Origin of the sequence: Blautia intestinalis, assembly GCF_014297355.1 — a bacterium.
GTDB lineage: Bacteria > Bacillota > Clostridia > Lachnospirales > Lachnospiraceae > Blautia_A > Blautia_A intestinalis.
Genome location: NZ_JACOQE010000004.1, coordinates 175,413 through 193,466 on the forward strand (window position 1 = coordinate 175,413; position 18,054 = coordinate 193,466).

An 18,054-nucleotide genomic window follows, 5' to 3' on the forward strand; every position below is an offset into this window, starting at 1 on the left:
CAACTTTACTCAGTATTCAACAAAATACCCGAAATCCCAACTGATTGTTTTTCTCAGCTAACTTCATAAAATTTATTTATCATCACCTGTCAGGCGAAGGACATCCCGAATCTCGTCGACCTTCATATCCAGAATAATTGCAAGTTCTTCAATACTGAACGCATTTTTATCGTCCTCATCATCATTCAGCTCACGGACAGCGCTCTCAAGCTTTTCTACCCGGGCAACCAGACTGTCATCGGCAAATTTCACCTGTGTCTGCTCTTCGATCACCTGACGTATACCTTTCCGTACTTCACCAAGAAGCCATGCTTCGTCACGAAGTTCTTCACCGGCATTATCCAATGCCTGAATCAGGCTTAAGTTCGCCTCCTGAATCAGATCTGCAAAAAGAATTTCCTCCGCATTCATATCCGCAGCAATCTCTGCCGTCGCCTTCATATAATAAGAAGCAAGTGTCTGCACAGCAGGCTGCTCTCCCTTCGAAAGCTGCTCAAACAAGTCGTTAAGATCAACATCTGCAACAACAGGCAGGTTATCCAGATAATCATGAAGGTATGATTCTTCCTCCTGTGTCAGCGGAACCTTCTTGTATTCCGGCTCTTTCGCAGTTTTTTCAGCCTTCTCCATCCCTTCAATCATAATTCCCTGAGAAGTCAGATATTTCAACACCCCGCTAAGCTGATTCTTATCAAGATCACAGCCGTCAAAAACATCTCGAATGTCAGCTGCTTTTAATGTATTTTTATTCTGTTTCGCAATTTCCTGAATTTCTTTTAATTTATTCTGAAACTCCTGTACGTTCATTTTGATTCTCCTTATTTCTTTTGGCTGTTTTTTATTGTAACATTCTTCTGTATTTTTTCCAACTAAATGTATCTCATTTCGATGTTTTTTATTCTGATTTTATAAAAATCAAAAACTTTTTTCATCCGAAAAGCCTTGAAAAATAAGGCTTCCTGCGATATTCAAACTTTTTTTGAAAAAAATATAAAAAAAGTTGTTGACATTTGAATATTGCTATAATATAATATGTCTTGCGTCGAGCGACAAAGCAAAACGCGGACAACTAAATACCGTTAACGGGGTGTGGCTCAGCTTGGCTAGAGCGCCTGGTTTGGGACCAGGAGGCCGCAGGTTCGAATCCTGTCACCCCGATGCTGTAAACAAATACCGTTTCAGCGACCATGCGGGTGTAGTTCAATGGTAGAACACCAGCCTTCCAAGCTGGATACGTGGGTTCGATTCCCATCACCCGCTTCTCTGTAAGATAGCAGAGAAATGTGTCTGTAGCTCAGCTGGATAGAGCAACGGCCTTCTAAGCCGTGGGTCGGGGGTTCGAATCCCTTCAGGCACGCTGTGGTGGGTATAGCGCAGTTGGTTAGCGCGCCAGATTGTGGCTCTGGAGGCCCAGGGTTCGAATCCCTGTATCCACCCTGCCTTTTGGGCTATCGCCAAGCGGTAAGGCACAGCACTTTGACTGCTGCATTCGCTGGTTCGAATCCAGCTAGCCCAGTCTTTTAATATGGGATATTAGCTCAGTTGGTAGAGCACTTGACTTTTAATCAAGTTGTCCGGGGTTCGAATCCCCGATGTCTCATTGAAATGAGCACTATCGTCTTGATAGTGCTTTTTCAATACCTGTATAAAAAATACGGAAGTTGCATATCTAAATACACATAAGCGGATATGGCGGAATTGGCAGACGCGCCAGATTTAGGTTCTGGTGTCTATGACGTGCAGGTTCAACTCCTGTTATCCGCACTACCGAAAAGGGACCTGACCGGTCTCTTTTTTCATTCTGCCAATCAGATTGACCCTCGATTCTGTTACTCTTATTTAAATCATTCAGATTTTGCCAATTCTTTGATTTAATTTCTACTTACTCTTCAGCAAGTCATCCGTAGCCCGCAAATTTCATTGACTCCTCCGGCACTTATTTTTCTCTAAGTCATCCCCGTGCAAAATTTTTCCGGCAACATAAAAGCCACTCTCCTGCAGTTTCACATTCTTCTGCAGAACAGTGGCTCGTTCATCACAAATATCGAATCTCCGCCGACATCTTTCCATTTTTGCTTTCTAAGACAACATAACTTGGTCTTCTGCCATGCTGCCTCGGATAAGACAGACTTCCGGGATTAATTGCAAGTACTCCATCTATTTCCTCAACGACCGGCTTGTGTGTATGTCCAAAAAAGACCGCCTGACAGTCTCTGGACGCAGCTTCTTCCGCCACACCGGAAATATCCATCGATACTCCATAATAGTGCCCGTGCGTCACCAGCACTTTATTTCCATCGAGCTCAATCTCCTCTTCTCTCGGAAGATCCGAAAAGAAATCATTATTTCCCGACACAATGCAGCACGGACATTCCACAAGTGCCTCAATAAAGATTTCTCTGCCTTCCACATCACCACAATGTACAAACATATCAAACGGTGCTTCATTCATTACCACATGCTCCAGATTTTCATCACGGCCATGTGTGTCACTGACGATCAGTACCTTCATCGAAGTTCATCCTTAATTGCCCGCAGTGCCTTTCCTCTGTGGCTGATCTTATTTTTTTCTTCCATGGAAATTTCTGCTGAAGTACAGCCATATTCCGGAAGATAAAAGATTGGATCATAACCGAAGCCGTTTTCTCCGCTCTCTTTATATCCGATCCGGCCTTCCATCGCTGCGCGTACAGTCTTCACACTTCCATCAGGGAAGGCTGCTGCAATGGCACATACAAATCTTGCAGTCCTCTTTTCGTCCGGCACACCTTCCAGTCGTTCGATCAGCTTCGCATTCTTGATGTGGTAAGAAGTATCTTCCCCCATATAACGCGCAGAATAAATTCCCGGTTCTTTATTCAGATAATCAATCTCAAGTCCGGAATCATCTGCCAGCACAATCTCACCTGTAAGCTCACAGATAGCTTTTGCCTTGATCTGCGCATTCTCCTCAAAAGTTTTGCCATCTTCTACGATATCTGCATGAATACCGGCATCTTTTAGGGAAAGAAGTTCGATATCAAGATCCCCCAGAATTTCACGGATCTCTTTCATTTTCCCCTCATTTCCTGTTGCAAAAATTACTTTTTTCAATCTTTTTTCCTCCTTGGCGGTTTCGGACCTAAAAACTGGTAGTAATATGTTTTCAGCATTCCGTTGTATATCTTACGGTTCTTGTCCGCTTTTCTTCCAATGTCGTTCTCCGCCCTGTCATAGGATGTGATCAGATACATCGACCATTTATCCAGACGATTATAACTCTCCCCTATCTCACGGTAAAGCTGTGAGAGTGCTTCTTTCTCTTCCAGCCGCTCGCCATAAGGTGGATTGGTGATAATAAAACCATACGGCTTCGGATGGCTGAGATCCTTTACTGCACGCTGCTGAAAATGAATCAGTCCGTCCACACCTGCCATCTTTGCATTGGAACGTGCCGCTTTCAGCGCCTCGGAATCAATGTCATATCCCTGAATATCTGTCCGGATATCTGTATTGACGCGATCCTGCGCTTCCTCAAGCGCATCATACCAGCATTTACGCGGAACCAGATGTTTCCAGTCTTCTGCAAGGAAAGAACGGTTCATTCCCGGTGCCATATCTGCCGCGATCATTGCCGCCTCAATCGGGAAAGTACCACTTCCGCAAAACGGGTCGACAAGGATTCTGTCTTTATTCCATGGAGTCAGCATGATAAGCGCTGCTGCAAGTGTTTCAGTGATCGGAGCCTTGACAGTCATCTGACGATACCCTCTCTTATGAAGGGAAACACCGGAAGTATCGATGCCGATCGTTGCAATATCTTTCATAAAAGAAACACGGATCGGGAAGCTTGCCCCATCTTCCTGGAACCATGAAATTCCATAAACGCTTTTCAGTCTTTCAACAATTGCTTTTTTCATAATGGACTGAATATCAGATGGGCTGAACAACGCACTCTTCACGGAGTTTGCCTTTGCCACCCAGAATTTACCGTCTTTCGGAATATATTCTTCCCACGGGATTGCTTTTGTTTTTTCAAAAAGTTCATCAAATGTGACCGCTTTAAACTCTCCTGCTTTGAGAAGGATCCTCTCTGTCGTACGAAGGAACATATTCGCCTGTGCGATTCCCTCCGCATCGGCAAGAAAAGTTACTTTACCATCTTCTACTTTGCTGATCTCGTATCCCAGATCAAGGATCTCGCGCTTCAGCACTGCCTCCATACCAAAATGGCATGGTGCGATCAATTCCATATATTTCATCCGAGCCTCATTTCTTTGACAATATTTCCGTCAAAATCTTTAATCGTAAAAACTTTATCCTCCAGAACCGCATAAGTCGGCGGATTTCCTTCTTTCGGAATAGATACGGAACCCGGATTCAGAAGGATGTAATTCTCTCTCTGCTCTGCTTTCAACACATGTGTATGTCCATGGATCAGGATATCTCCCGGACAAAACGGCGGAAGATTATTTTCATTATAGACATGTCCATGTGTCGCATAAAAAGTCAGCCCGTCGATTGCCAGAATGCAATAATCTGCCATCACCGGAAATTCCAGTACCATCTGGTCTACCTCTGCTTCGCAGTTACCACGTACTGCATAGATTTCCTGCTTCATACCGTTAAGCATTTTGATCACTTCCTTCGGAGCATACTCCTTCGGAAGATCATTTCTGGGTCCGTGGTAAAGCAGATCGCCCAGTAATACCAGGCGTTCTGCCTGTTCTTTTTTATATGTTTCCAGCATTTTACGGCAATAATATGCCGAACCATGCACATCAGATGCAAACATGTATTTCATATAAATTCTCCTCTGCTCTGCCGATTCACTCCCACAGCTCCTGCCCGGGCTGCACCAGCAGTTATTCTTTACATTCTACCTTATCATGGTTATCTGGAAATTACAAGATTTCTTCCTCTGTATGCCGCAAATCCTCCTATGACCGATCGTGTTTTGTATCCTCTGCGCACAAATTCCCTTGCCGCCGCCATACTGGCACCACCTCTGTCGCAGTAAAAAACAATCATTTTTTCTTTTGGAAAAGCATATCCATTTTCCAGTTCTCCATACGGAACATTAACTGCTCCTTTTACATGACTTTTGTGATAAGAAACCGTATCCCGCAGGTCTATGATCAACGCATCCGAACGCCCGACATAATAATCAAGCATCTTCGCAGAAATCGTCTCAATCGGAAACATGACAAACCTTCCTTTTTTATTTATCATATGTCCCTGTCTTTTTGTGTGTGCAGTTTCATCAGCTTCCATTCCTCTATATAAAATTATTATTTTCGCAAACTCGAAAAAAGAGGCCAACCTCTGTCGGCCTCTCTGATAAGAAGGGAAAATCTTACCTGCAATTCTCTTTAGTATCTGTCAGAATAATCATCCTGTGTTTTGTCGTATGCATCATATGCATTGGAAGCTTTGTTCTTTGAGCTGTTTCTGGAAGCGTTCTTTGAGCTGTTTTTTCCGCAGTTCTGGCTGTCCATTGCATTTCTGCTGTTGGAAGTTTTGTCAGCCGTATAGTTTTTTGCCTTGTTTTCACTCTCATAATTTTTTGCCATTTGTACATTCCTCCTGGTTCATTTTGTAATGCAACTTCATTACATCAGTTATTGTTCCTCGAACCTGAAAGTTTATTCAGAATTTTACGAAATAATATTCGTCTTTCCAATATTATCCATTTCATTTTTTACAATTATAAAATGACAAAGAGAAAGACCCGGTAGGGGAGCTACCAGGTCTTTCAAGGGGAGTATAAATAATTAAATAAGGGGTTATGTAAAAAAGAATTTTTGAAGGGTAAATCCTTTTTACACTGATGATTATAATATAAATTATTGAAAAAAGCAACAACATTTCGTCAATAAGTTCCCATAGTAACCGCGCTGTGTTATAATTGTCTGGAATTTGAGTTTATCTGCTTTGGGCAGATGAGAAAGAGAGGGTAAAGTGGAGAGAAAAATCATCCAAGTAGAGGACAAAGTACCTGTTAATCTGTTGATTCCTTTAAGTATCCAGCACATGTTTGCCATGTTCGGCGCTTCTGTTCTGGTTCCGTTTATGTTTGGAATCAACCCTGCCATCGTTCTTCTGATGAACGGTGTCGGAACACTTTTATTTATTCTGATCACCAAAGGCAAGGCACCTGCTTACCTGGGTTCCAGCTTTGCATTCCTGTCACCGGGGCTTCTGGTTGCATCAAAATTCGGTTTCCAGTACGCACTGGGCGGTTTTGTGGTTCTCGGTATCTGCGGAATGATCGTTGCGCTGATCATCCGTCAGTGCGGAACAAACTGGATCGACATTGTTCTTCCAACCGCAGCTATGGGACCTGTTGTGGCACTGATCGGTCTGGAACTTGCCGGAAGCGCTGCCAGCACAGCCGGTCTTCTGGACGAAAACATTGATATGAAAAATGTAATTGTGTTCCTGATCACACTCGGAGTTGCCGTATTCGGCCAGATCCTTTTCCGCGGTTTCCTGTCCGTTATTCCGATCCTGATCGCGATCATCGCAGGTTATGTTGCTGCTGCCGCATGTGGAATCCTTGATTTCACCGCAGTAAAGGAAGCGGCTTTCTTCGCACTTCCAAATTTTCAAACACCGATATTTAATCTGGAAGCCATCCTTACTATTCTTCCGGCACTGCTTCTGGTAACTTCCGAACACATCGGACATCAGATCGTAACAAGCAAGATCGTAGGCAAAGATCTTCTGAAAGATCCGGGACTTCACCGTTCTCTTTTTGCGGACTTCTTTTCTACTACGATTTCCGGATGTCTCGGTTCCGTACCGACTACAACATACGGAGAAAACATCGGTGTCATGGCAATGACAAAAGTCTACAGTGTACAGGTTATCGGAGGCGCTGCAGTTCTTTCCATCTGCTGTTCTTTCCTCGGTAAACTTGCCGCCCTGATCAACACGATTCCGGGACCTGTTATCGGCGGGATTTCATTCCTGCTGTATGGTATGATCGGAACTTCCGGTCTGCGTATGCTGGTTGATAATCAGGTAGATTACAGCAAATCCCGTAATCTCGCGCTGACCTCTGTTGTTTTCATCGTCGGTCTTTCCGGAATCGCACTGAATCTCGGAAATGTCAAGCTTACAGGAATGGTTCTTGCGTGTGTGGTTGCCATGATCCTGAGCCTTATTTTCTATATTCTTGACAAATTACGTCTTACTAACGACTTATAATGGAGCAAAAAATGAAATCGTATCATCAGAAATTTATATCCAATCATCCATATGAATCCGTGCCAATGGCGGAAATCTCCGGATTTCCTGTGCGCCCGGGCATCTATGATCTGAACGGAGCCACTCCGCTTCAAAACGGAGTGAATTTTACTATCCATACCTGCGGCGGAACCTCCTGCGAACTGCTTCTGTTCCACCGCGCACAGGAAGAGCCTTTTGCTGTCATTCCATTCCCGGATGCCTACAAGATTGGCGATGTCTATTCCATGATCGTTTATGGACTTAACATCGAAGAATTTGAGTACGCATATCGTGTGGATGGTCCTTATCGTCCGGAAAAAGGGCTTCTCTTCGACAAAAACAATATCCTTCTGGATCCTTATGCAAAAGCTGTCGCAGGACAGCGTACGTGGGGAATCCGCTGGGATCACAACTATCATGCACGAGTTGTCCGCGACCGTTTTGACTGGGGTGATACTCCACAGTCAAAAAAAGAGCTCTGTGATCTGATCATCTACGAATTACATGTTCGTGATTTTACACATCATCCGTCTTCAGGTGTCAGACACAGAGGTACTTTTTCCGGCCTGATGGAAAAAATCCCATACCTTAAAGAACTCGGAATCAACGCGGTAGAACTCATGCCGATCTTTGAATTTGACGAAACCATGAATTCCCGTACTGTTGACGGCAAACAGCTTCTCGAATGCTGGGGCTACAATACAGTCGGATTCTTTGCACCGAACAGCAGCTATGCTGCAGCCAATGAGCACAACCAGGAGGGCACTGAGCTTAAGACGCTGATTCGTGAGCTTCATGCCAACGGTATTGAAGTCATCCTGGACGTTGTATTCAACCATACCGCGGAGGGCAACGAAAAGGGCAAAACCATCAGCTTCAAGGGACTGGACAACAACATTTATTACATGCTCACCCCAGACGGAAATTATTACAATTTCAGTGGCTGTGGCAACACTCTGAACTGTAACCATCCGGTTGTTCAGCAGCTCATTCTGGAATGTTTACGCTACTGGACGATCAACTATCGTGTCGATGGTTTTCGTTTTGATCTTGCAAGTATCCTCGGACGAAATGAAGATGGTTCACCAATGAACAATCCCCCACTTCTCCGTACTCTTGCAAACGATCCGATCCTCAGCAATGTCAAGCTGATTGCAGAAGCGTGGGATGCCGGCGGACTTTATCAGGTAGGAAGTTTCCCTGCAAGCGGCCGCTGGGCAGAATGGAATGGCCGTTACAGAGATGCCCTTCGAAGTTTTCTGAAGGGTGAGTGCTGGAATGCGTGGGATGCCGCATGGAGTATTTCCGGATCCGGAGATCTCTATGGAGGATTTTATGATCATAATCACAATAATTATGCCGGTTATAATTCCTGTGTCAATTTCCTTACCTGCCATGACGGATTTACGCTTTATGATCTTTATTCCTATAATGAAAAGCACAACGAGGCAAATGGCTGGAACAACACCGATGGTGCCGACGACAACCGAAGCTGGAACTGTGGTGTGGAAGGTGACACGGATGATCCGGAAGTGCTCGCACTTCGCAGCCGTATGATCCGCAACGCCTGTGCTGTACTAATGTGCAGCCGTGGAACGCCGATGTTCCTTTCCGGAGATGAATTCGGCAATACAAAATTTGGCAACAACAACAGCTACTGTCAGGACAATATTACTTCCTGGCTTGACTGGCGAATGCTGGAAAAGAATAGAGATTTGTTTGAATTTTTCAAATTTATGATTGCATTCCGTAAACAGCATCCTGTCATCCACAAACAGCTTCCTACTTCTGTCTGTGGCATGGATCCGATCCATACACACAATGTAAATGCTGATCAGACAGATATTCCGCGTGATGCACGTACATTCTGTGTAAGCTTTGCAGGATATGATAAGGAAAAAGGACACGATGATCTGATCTATATTGCGGTCAATACTTTCTGGGAAGATGTTACTATCACTCTTCCGAACCTTCACGGACGTGGTGCATGGCATCTGAATGTCAACACTTACGGTGACGGCAATGGAAAATACTGCTATCCGGATGAGGAAGCGGCGCGGATCGATCACAGCTTTGTAATGAGATCGAGGAGCGTAGCTGTGTTTACAGGGAAGGATTATTAAAATATCGGGGACCTGTTTCCGGAAATACAGACTTCGCGGTGTGATTTTCGATAATATTGGCTGACCATATAAAATATAACTCTGCACAGGATGTGCTGACGGCTTCAGAGTCCGGAAGTACTAATGATATGTTCTGTCTGCTAAATGCATGCATCAAAAATATATAACTCGCTGACGCTCAGACAATATATTTTTGATACATAACGCAGCCATTCCATCTCAAAGTACTTCTACGAACTCTTGCAGAAGTCAGACAATCTTTGTGCAGAGTTTTTTTGTTCTCCATCCAATAATTATCCCCCTCCTCCGTCCTCCCTGTATTTCCGGAGCCTCAAGGAAGCCCCGGGGCCGCGTTCCGCTACCCCGGATAAAGTACGGGGAGAAAATTATCAAATTTTCTTTATTTTTTCGCTCAATATCGGCAAGATTTCTTTATAGTCTCCCACAATTCCGTAATCTGCCCGCTTAAATATTTCTGCCTCGGGATCCGTATTTACCGCAATCACTGTATCAGCTCCCGCTATACCTGCAAGATGCTGAACAGCTCCCGAAATTCCAATGGCAAAATATATCCTCGGGCTGACCGTTTTCCCTGACTGCCCTACCTGATAATTTTGCGGAAGCCAGCCAACTTCCACCACTGCCCTGCTGCAGGCGATCACACCGCCTATTGAATCGGCAAATTTTCTAAGTTCACTAAAGCCCCCTTCACCACCGATTCCTTTTCCTCCGGCAACAATGATCTCCGCCCCTTCAAGCTCTACAGTTTCTGTGATTTCTTTTATCCGCTTCAGTAATTTTGTACGGATTTGCCGCTCTGTTATCCTCGCTTTCTCCCGGATAAGCTCTACCTCACATTCCTCCTTTTCAAGTATTTTTCTTTTTTTCTCTTCTTCATAAAGGCCTGTCGCAAACACTCCCGGACGAACTGTTCCCATCTGGGGGCGCTCTGTCGGACAAATGATCGTTGCCATCAGGTTCCCACCAAATGTCGGGCGTGTCCATGCGATACAGCCTGTCTTTGCATCAATTCCAATCCCCGTACAATCTGCTGTCAGTCCTGTCTGAAGCGCACACGCAATGCGAGGAGCCAGATCTCTTCCATTATCAGTCGCACCGATCAGCACCGTTTCCGGCCTGTATTTGCGGATCAGCTCCGTCATGGTTACGGCATATCCGTCCGTAGAATAATACTCATAGACAGGAGCATCCACGGCAATAATCTGGTCTGCACCATATGCTGCTGCTTCCCCTATAACTGCATCAATATCACTCCCGATCACAACAGCTGTCATCCGGCATTTCTTTTCTTCAGCCAAAGCCTTTCCCTTACTGATAAGCTCGTAGCTGACTTTTTGCGTATATCCCTGCTCTGTTTCCACAAAAACCCAGATACCTTTATATGTATCCATATCTAAAACACCCCATCTTTCTGCAGTCTGTCCATCAATTCTTCCACCGCAGCCTGTCCATCCTTATTTTCAATAAAATATCCGTTTTTCTTTGCCGTTGGCACATAAGTCGAGATAACCCTTGTCGGTGATCCTTTCAGCCCGCAATGTTCCAGTACAATCCCCTTCATTTTTGTCTCATCAAGAACAACTACTGTCTTTTTTCTTGCGACCAACTTTGTTTTCAATGTCGGGCACCGTGGAGGAATATCAGATTTCAGCACCGTAATCACTGCCGGAAGCTCCGTCGTTATAAGATCATACCCTTCCCTGCTGCTTCGCCGGACTATTATTTTTTCTTCCTCAAAAAATACTCTCTGCGCCATTGTGATCTGAGATATTCCCAGATGCTCTGCAAGCTCCGGTCCTACCTGTGCCGTATCTCCATCTATTGCCTGTCTGCCACACAGGATCAGATCAAATTTTATATTTTCAGCTTCCTCTATTGCCCGTATCCCTGCTGATAAAATATATCCAGTTGAAAAGGTATCCGATCCGCCAAATGCTCTGCCAGAAATAAGCACTCCTTCATCTGCCCCCATCTCCAGACATGCTCTTACCGCTTTTTCCGCCTGTGCAGGTCCCATACTGATAATCCAGATTTTTCCGTCTTTTTCTTCTCTTAGCCGAAAAGCTGTTTCCAGTGCATACAGATCAAATGGATTTACAATACTTGGAACACCACTTCGGATCAATGTGTTTGTTTCCGGATCAATTCGTATTTCTGCAGTATCCGGAACCTGCTTCACACATACACAAATATTCATAAAGCTCTCCTTTTTTATCCATTATACATCAATAGGGATATGTTTTTAAACATATCCCTATCTCTGTCTTACATACTTTTTCAGCCGTACTTTGTTTAATCAAAAATCTCGTAGGATTTTTTCAATATCGGATCTGTGCATCCGGTAATCTCAGAATATACAGGAAGCAGCTTTTCGTATATTTCCACATTTTCAGCAATTGGTGTAAATGTATCTTTGATTCTTACCATATGTTCTACTGCACTTTCAAAAGAATCATATACATTTGCTGCCACAGCGGCACAGATTGCCGAACCAAGACCTGCTGCGCCATTTACTTCATTACGTACTATCGGAATATCAAATACATCTGCAAAAATCTGCATAAACAGATCACTGTTGGAACCACCGCCTGTAATGATCAGCTTATTGATCGTTGTGCCTACCTCATTGCACATATCAGTAACATGACGCTTCATTGTCATCGCAACTGCTTCCAGAATAGAACGATAAATGTGGCCTCTTGTATGACGTCCGTCAAAGCCGATCATAATTCCCTTCTGGTAACGTGCATCTACATTTGCAAGCCAGTTCAGAACAGTCATCAGACCGTCACTTCCAACCGGTACCTTTTCAGCTTCCCTGCCGAGAGCTTCCTCCGGGGACATTCCCTGTTCTTTTGCAAGCTTCGCATATCCTTCTCCAAGAATATCTCTGTACCAGCTTACTGTCCACATACCGCGGCGGATTCCATTACTGTCATAAAGATATTTGTTCGGCATGCAGGAAAATTTCGGCCATGCATAACTGGTACCTTTTAAGTTTTCTTTGCCCTCCATCATTGCCGATGTATATGTTCCAAGTGAGATACAAACAGTGGAATCTCCCATACAGCCTGTTCCAAGACCTTCTACTGCTTTGTCATTGGATGTGGCAACTACCGGTGTTCCGACCGGAAGCCCTGTAGCTTTCGCTGCCTCTTCTGTAACATAACCAAGTATATCCCCCGGCATAACAAGATCAAACAACATTTCTCTTGGCATACCGGTCGCTTTATATGCTTCTGGATCATCTGACCATTTCCAGTTATCTACATCTACCGGCCAGCCATATTCATAATTGGCAATTGTATCCTTCTTCTCACCGGTCAGTCTGTGAGTAATATATCCGGAAGATGCAACAATATATTTTACATCTGGATTCTCATGTGTATATGGCTGTGAAAGGCGAATGTCCATCCAGCTTAATGCCGGCTGTGCCAGTGTGCCATCTTCTTTCAGATATGCCCGGCAGCAGCGAATCGTACACAGTCCGATTCCCACGATATCCTTCGGATCTCCCGCAAACTTTTCCATACAGTTCCTGCTTGCTTTACAGATTGCATTCCACCAGTCATCATCCGGATGCTCTACATATCCCGGTTTTGGCAGATTGTATGGTCGAAGAGGAGCCTTTCCCTCGCATACAATGTTGCCTTCTATATCAAAAATAGTAATTTTTGCGCTCTGGGAGCCTTCGTCGATTCCCATTAAATATTTTTTGCTCATATCTCTACCTGCTTATCCATCGTAATATTGCCATATCTGAAAGCTTTATCTTACCAGATATCCACCATCAACAACAAGTAATGTTCCGTTTACATAATCTGCTGCTTTACTTGCAAGGAATACCATAGCTCCCATCAGATCCTGACGTTCGCCCCAACGGTCTGCCGGAATATGTTCTTTAATCTTGATGTATTTCGGATCGTCTTCGTTTCCACTTCCTGTTCCTGCTGTCATAGCTGTCTGGAAATATCCCGGTGCAATACCATTTACTGTAATGCCATATTTGCCAAGTTCATCTGCATATGCTTTTGTCAGTCCGGAAAGGCCGGCCTTCATAGCAGCGTATGCCGGTGAGCCGAGTCCGCCAAGGAAAGAGAACAGTGAGCAGATATTAATGATTCGTCCGCTTCTCTGTGGAATCATATATTTTGCAACTGCGTGGCTCAGATCAAAAGCACCTGTCAGGTTGATTGCGATCATCGGATCCCACTCTGCTCTTCCGAAATCAAGAACATCTGCAATTTTGCAGATACCTGCACAGTTAACAAGAATATCTATACTTCCAAAGGTTTCTACACATTTATCAGCAACCTTATCACAGATACCATCCTCTGTAATATCGCCGAGCATAAATGCATATTTAACACCACATGCCTCGATAAGCTTCTGCGTTGTTCCGTCATCATCTACTGCTGCAAATACGAAAATATTTGCGCCTGCTTTTGCAAGTGCCAGAGCAAAAGCCTGTCCGAGTCCACTGACGCCACCTGTAACGATTGCATTTTTACCTTTCAGTGAAAAAAAGTCCATATTAAAATCATTAATATTTTTCATGTCAAATTCCTCTTTTCTTTCAGTTCTGATAATATATTAATATGTTCCCTATTTAATTGTCTAATTAAAGTGCTTTATCAGCATCAATGGCTTTGCCGTCTTTGATCACTTTGCTCAGTACTACACTGAGTACTACACAGAGAAGTGCTGCAACTGCTGCGTAAGCCCATGTCATTTTAAAACCTGCTGCTCCATATTTATCCATCCAGGAACCAACTAAGGTGTACATAAATAAGTCAGGAGCATATCCAAGTGCAGAAGCAATACCGGAAACACGTCCGCTCAGTGCCATCGGAATGCCTGCGTCATCATGAATTGCGAAATACTGGCTTCTTACTGCGTAGATAAAGATCAGACCCATGATAAAGTTAACAATAATTGCCATTACAAGGCTTCCATTTACCGGAAGTACGATATACAGTGCAAATGAAATTGCAAGTAATACGGCTCCGCCGCCTACAACCTTGATACGTGAATGAAGCTTATCTGCAAGAATACCGCCGACGATACCGCCAACACCCTGAAGGAGATATCTGATTCCACCAAGTGTAGAACCCATTGTTGCAGAAAGTCCATAGTAATTAACTGCATAAGTATTTACATAACCGATCAGACCGTAAACACTATATGCTGTAAAGATGATACCAACAAGGATCCATACTCTCGGAATAGTAAGACATTTGAAAAGACCCTTTGTCAGTTCAACAACACTTTCCGGTTTTTCTTTCTTATCTTCTTCAGAATCACGGATAAAGATAAAGTTCAGAATACCAATAATGATATCTACGATCGCACATACCTTAATTGCCATAGAAGCACCAAATACTTCAGATGTTGCGGCAAAATAAGCATAAGCTCCCGTCATTGCGAATACTACGATCGCATTGATGATACCACGAAGACCTTCCTGAAGCCCAAAGAGACGTCCCTGCTCCTCCGGTGTTCCAAGGGCACGTGTTGCTTTGATACATGCTGACCAGTATGTAATGATACTTGTAACACCCATTAATACGAAAATAATTCTTGCTGTAGTAAAACTTGGGAATGTAGAAAACCACAGTCCGAGAAGCCCTGTACCGATAAAGGATACCGTCAGCATTAATCTCGGTGAAAATCTGTCAGCAATTGCTCCGCCTATAAAATAAGAAAGTGTAGCCATGGTTGCATATCCTGATGAGAGAAGACCCATCTGTGCGTTTGTCAGTCCCATAGCTGACTGAATCTGGGGATAAAATGTTTCTCTTATATACGGAAGCTGGAAGATGATGCCTGCTCCTGCTGCCAACAATAAAAGCGTACCCCATTTTTTGATTGCTGCTTTGTCCATATTTTCCTCCTTCTAAAAAAGTAGTAAGTTTTGCATTTACCAGATCAGACAAAAAGAGAGAGAGTTAATTCTAAACACACTGCTATCACATATCATGTGCTTAGAATTACCTCTCTCTTCTTCATCTCTCCGGTAATTGCTTTTGATGCTTAGAATATAGCACCCATTTTTTGCATTGTCAATATCACACAACTATTTTTTTGTATTTCAACCATTTTTCGTTGTTTTTACACACAATTTTGCAGTATTTTTATGCATTTTTTACAATTTTCTTATTTTTCCAATCATCATATTGACATTTTCGACATTTCTGCGCTATCATCTATATAAAGTTACGTAAGAGACGTTAGAGAAATGTAACTCGTTCAACATGAGTGGATTCTGTTCTTCTGTGTTGGAACGGGTTTTTTTGTTTTCTGAAACTCTCCCTCCATAAAAAAAGAACACATAATCCAGCTCATCACATACGGATAGTTTTTATATATGAAAGGAGAAAAAACAATGTCTACACTGTCCAGAGAAAAAATCGTTGGGGAACTTATTAACATCTTAGGAGCAGATCAGGTTGTTACCGATGAAACTGTCTTAAAAGAAAGCAGCCTTGATCGCTACCGTAAATTCGAACAGTGTCATAAGGTTTATACACTTCCTACCCCGGCTGCTGTTATCTATGTCCACAATACAGATGAGGTCGCAAAGGTTCTTAAATTTGCTGATGACAACAGAATCAACGTTGTTCCGCGTACCGGTCAGTCTGCTATTGAAGGCGGTCTTGAAACTTTAGCAGAAAATTCCATCGTAATAGATGGTTCTACCATGAACAAGGTTCTTAAAGTAGATACTACCAATATGCAGGTTACCTGTCAGTGTGGTGTTCCGCTTCAGAAGCTGGATGATGATCTTCGTGCAATGGGTTACACTACAGGACACTCACCGCAGTCCAAGCCACTTGCTCAGATGGGCGGTCTTGTTGCTACAAGAAGTATCGGTCAGTTTTCTACATTATATGGTGGAATTGAAGATATGCTGGTAGGCTGTGAGGTTGTATTCCCTGGTGGCAAAGTATGCCGTATCAAAAATGTTCCGAGAAGATCTGTAGGACCGGATATCCGCCACATCGTTCTTGGAAATGAAGGTGCTCTTTGCTTCATTACAGAGGTAACCGTAAAAATTTTCAAATATCAGCCGGAAAACAACATCTATCTTGGCTATAAAGTAGATGAAATGAAGACAGGTTTCGAAGGACTTCGCCGTGTTATGGTTGAAGGATACAAGCCTTCCGTTGCACGACTTTATGACGTTGCTGACTCTGCTTCCCATTTTAACTGGGCTGATGGCAAAAATGTTCTTCTCTTCATGGCTGAGGGTCCTGCTGCGATTACCCGTGCAACTGCAGACGGTATCGACGCCCTTGTAAAAGAGCTCCCTGGCATCACTCCTGTTGATCCTGTTCTTATCGAAAAATGGTTTGCTCATCTGAACTGGGGGCCGGAAGAAATTGCCAAAGAACGTGAAGAAATCCTTGCCACAGACAACATTGGAATCACTACAGAAATTTCCGGATGCTGGGATGTCATCAATGATATTTATGAAGCTGTTATGGATCGTTTACCAAAAGAGGTTCCGGATCTCACAATGATCGGAGGTCATTCCTCACACAGCTACATCAACGGAACAAATGTATATTTCACTTACTATTACAATGTAGTTGACTGCAAACCAGAGGAAGAAATGAATAAATATCACAACCTGATCAACCGTATTATCTGTGAGGAAACCGTTCGTTTCGGTGGTTCTATTGCTCATCACCATGGACTTGGAAAGGCAAGAGCACACTACGTATATGAAGAATACGGCTCATCCATTTACATGCTGGAAACACTGAAAAAAGCATTTGATCCAAACGGTATCATGAATATCGGAACACTGATTCCTGTCAACAGAAATGATAAAAACCCATGGATTTTCTAATTTAAGAGGATTATGCGAATATTAAACTGCTTTCATACAATAGCAGATCTGGACCTGCTGTCGGAGGATGACTGGATCTCTGGCAGCTCGTCTGGTTATATAGACACCTGCTATCTGAAACAAATTTTAAACTGTTACGACGAAAGTGCACTGGAGCTCTCCTGCCGTGTTCGGGAAGCCTCCATTTCGTCTGATATCAGCTGTGAATGTACCGCTGTTACAGTATCTGACCAGAAGACCAAATCATTTCTAGAACGTATGGCTGCCCTTGGCTTTACCGGTACAGACCTTATTCAGCTTGATGATGCTTCTCCGACAGAAAATCTTTCTTCTGAAAGAACTGCCGGCCTTTTGTATTCTTATATAAAAAAACAGACCGCTTTTGATTTTATTCTGTGTGGTCTGCAGAGCGGTGATGGCGCACAGGGAAAAGTCCCCTTTTTACTGGCAGAATATCTCGGAATACGCTGTATCTCAAATGTAACAGGTATTTCACCTGCAGGCGACGGAAGTCTTTCAGTCATATCACAGCGTGATGCTGAAATATGTACTGAGACGGTTCACGGTCCCTCCCTTTTGATAATCGGTAATATTGCCAATACCTTTCTCCGGGTTCCTACCCTCCGTCAGAGAATGCAGAGCAGAGGCCAAAAGATCACGCTTTACCATGAAGCTGAATTAGCCTCTTCTTTTCCAGAAGAGTTAAATCCAGCCACAACCGGTACTGTCCGTCTCACAAATATTGAACCTGTATTACAGCAGAGAGATTCTGAAATTTTTGAAGAGACAGATGCTTCAAAAGCTGCCGGAGTCCTGTTTGATTACTACAAAAAATGGATATAG

Annotated in this window: 16 protein-coding genes and 7 tRNA genes; 11 read left to right on the forward strand and 12 right to left on the reverse strand. The window is 43.6% G+C overall.

The window, feature by feature from the left end; genetic code table 11:
- Nucleotides 1-72: 72 nt before the first annotated feature.
- Nucleotides 73-807 (reverse strand): sigma-70 family RNA polymerase sigma factor, encoded by a 735-nt coding sequence (locus H8Z79_RS08950; RefSeq protein WP_118039081.1) that lies wholly within the window; start codon nt 805-807, stop codon nt 73-75.
- Nucleotides 808-1,083: 276 nt separating this feature from the next.
- Here H8Z79_RS08950 and H8Z79_RS08955 point away from each other — a divergent pair.
- The 7 genes from H8Z79_RS08955 (at nt 1,084) to H8Z79_RS08985 (ending at nt 1,764) form a co-directional block, all read left to right on the forward strand.
- Nucleotides 1,084-1,158: transfer RNA gene (locus H8Z79_RS08955), tRNA-Pro, on the forward strand.
- A 31-nt stretch (nt 1,159-1,189) separates the two neighbouring features.
- Nucleotides 1,190-1,260 (forward strand) — tRNA-Gly (locus tag H8Z79_RS08960).
- Nucleotides 1,261-1,283: 23 nt separating this feature from the next.
- Nucleotides 1,284-1,357 (forward strand) — tRNA-Arg (locus H8Z79_RS08965).
- A 5-nt stretch (nt 1,358-1,362) separates the two neighbouring features.
- A tRNA-His gene (locus H8Z79_RS08970) sits at nt 1,363-1,436 on the forward strand.
- Between the two features lie 8 nt (nt 1,437-1,444).
- Nucleotides 1,445-1,516, forward strand: a tRNA-Gln gene (locus H8Z79_RS08975).
- Nucleotides 1,517-1,527: 11 nt separating this feature from the next.
- Nucleotides 1,528-1,600: transfer RNA gene (locus tag H8Z79_RS08980), tRNA-Lys, on the forward strand.
- Between the two features lie 83 nt (nt 1,601-1,683).
- Nucleotides 1,684-1,764: transfer RNA gene (locus H8Z79_RS08985), tRNA-Leu, on the forward strand.
- Nucleotides 1,765-2,035: 271 nt separating this feature from the next.
- On the opposite strand, the gene H8Z79_RS08990 is transcribed toward H8Z79_RS08985, so the two are convergent.
- From H8Z79_RS08990 to H8Z79_RS09015, 6 genes are all read right to left on the reverse strand, one after another.
- Nucleotides 2,036-2,512 carry a metallophosphoesterase family protein gene (locus tag H8Z79_RS08990; RefSeq protein ID WP_118039080.1) on the reverse strand — a complete coding sequence of 159 codons (477 nt, stop codon included), beginning with the start codon at nt 2,510-2,512 and terminating at the stop codon, nt 2,036-2,038.
- On the reverse strand, nt 2,509-3,093 hold the full coding sequence (locus H8Z79_RS08995; protein ID WP_118039079.1) for an XTP/dITP diphosphatase: 585 nt from the start codon (nt 3,091-3,093) through the stop codon (nt 2,509-2,511). The genes H8Z79_RS08990 and H8Z79_RS08995 overlap by 4 nt, the downstream gene beginning before the upstream one ends.
- Nucleotides 3,090-4,241 (reverse strand): THUMP domain-containing class I SAM-dependent RNA methyltransferase, encoded by a 1,152-nt coding sequence (locus H8Z79_RS09000; protein WP_118039078.1) that lies wholly within the window; start codon nt 4,239-4,241, stop codon nt 3,090-3,092. The genes H8Z79_RS08995 and H8Z79_RS09000 overlap by 4 nt, the downstream gene beginning before the upstream one ends.
- Nucleotides 4,238-4,783, reverse strand: coding sequence for a phosphodiesterase (gene yfcE / locus H8Z79_RS09005; protein ID WP_015543265.1), 546 nt, complete (start codon nt 4,781-4,783; stop codon nt 4,238-4,240). The genes H8Z79_RS09000 and yfcE overlap by 4 nt, the downstream gene beginning before the upstream one ends.
- 89 nt (nt 4,784-4,872) lie before the next feature.
- Nucleotides 4,873-5,184 carry a rhodanese-like domain-containing protein gene (locus H8Z79_RS09010; RefSeq protein ID WP_118039225.1) on the reverse strand — a complete coding sequence of 104 codons (312 nt, stop codon included), beginning with the start codon at nt 5,182-5,184 and terminating at the stop codon, nt 4,873-4,875.
- A 167-nt stretch (nt 5,185-5,351) separates the two neighbouring features.
- The gene (locus tag H8Z79_RS09015) at nt 5,352-5,552 is read right to left on the reverse strand and encodes a hypothetical protein (protein ID WP_015543263.1); all 201 of its coding nucleotides are present in this window, start codon (nt 5,550-5,552) and stop codon (nt 5,352-5,354) included.
- A gap of 388 nt (nt 5,553-5,940) precedes the next feature.
- Here H8Z79_RS09015 and uraA point away from each other — a divergent pair, with 388 nt between their 5' ends.
- Nucleotides 5,941-7,191: a uracil permease gene (gene uraA, locus H8Z79_RS09020; protein WP_118039077.1), complete on the forward strand. Its 1,251-nt coding sequence runs from the start codon at nt 5,941-5,943 to the stop codon at nt 7,189-7,191.
- Nucleotides 7,192-7,202: 11 nt separating this feature from the next.
- Nucleotides 7,203-9,335, forward strand: a complete 2,133-nt coding sequence (locus H8Z79_RS09025; protein WP_118039076.1) for a glycogen debranching protein — start codon at nt 7,203-7,205, stop codon at nt 9,333-9,335.
- Nucleotides 9,336-9,724: 389 nt separating this feature from the next.
- On the opposite strand, the gene H8Z79_RS09030 is transcribed toward H8Z79_RS09025, so the two are convergent.
- From H8Z79_RS09030 to H8Z79_RS09050, 5 genes are all read right to left on the reverse strand, one after another.
- Nucleotides 9,725-10,747, reverse strand: a complete 1,023-nt coding sequence (locus H8Z79_RS09030) for an electron transfer flavoprotein subunit alpha/FixB family protein (RefSeq protein ID WP_118039075.1) — start codon at nt 10,745-10,747, stop codon at nt 9,725-9,727.
- Between the two features lie 2 nt (nt 10,748-10,749).
- The gene (locus H8Z79_RS09035) at nt 10,750-11,553 is read right to left on the reverse strand and encodes an electron transfer flavoprotein subunit beta/FixA family protein (protein ID WP_118039074.1); all 804 of its coding nucleotides are present in this window, start codon (nt 11,551-11,553) and stop codon (nt 10,750-10,752) included.
- Nucleotides 11,554-11,648: 95 nt separating this feature from the next.
- Complete coding sequence (locus H8Z79_RS09040; RefSeq protein ID WP_118039073.1) at nt 11,649-13,079, reverse strand: FGGY-family carbohydrate kinase; 1,431 nt, start codon at nt 13,077-13,079, stop codon at nt 11,649-11,651.
- A 45-nt stretch (nt 13,080-13,124) separates the two neighbouring features.
- Nucleotides 13,125-13,913, reverse strand: coding sequence for an SDR family oxidoreductase (locus H8Z79_RS09045; protein ID WP_072522931.1), 789 nt, complete (start codon nt 13,911-13,913; stop codon nt 13,125-13,127).
- Between the two features lie 64 nt (nt 13,914-13,977).
- Nucleotides 13,978-15,240, reverse strand: a complete 1,263-nt coding sequence (locus H8Z79_RS09050) for an MFS transporter (RefSeq protein ID WP_118039072.1) — start codon at nt 15,238-15,240, stop codon at nt 13,978-13,980.
- A gap of 501 nt (nt 15,241-15,741) precedes the next feature.
- Between H8Z79_RS09050 and H8Z79_RS09055 the strand changes: the two genes are divergently transcribed.
- Nucleotides 15,742-17,211, forward strand: coding sequence for an FAD-binding oxidoreductase (locus H8Z79_RS09055; protein WP_118039071.1), 1,470 nt, complete (start codon nt 15,742-15,744; stop codon nt 17,209-17,211).
- Nucleotides 17,212-17,223: 12 nt separating this feature from the next.
- Nucleotides 17,224-18,054 carry an electron transfer flavoprotein subunit beta/FixA family protein gene (locus tag H8Z79_RS09060; RefSeq protein ID WP_118039070.1) on the forward strand — a complete coding sequence of 277 codons (831 nt, stop codon included), beginning with the start codon at nt 17,224-17,226 and terminating at the stop codon, nt 18,052-18,054.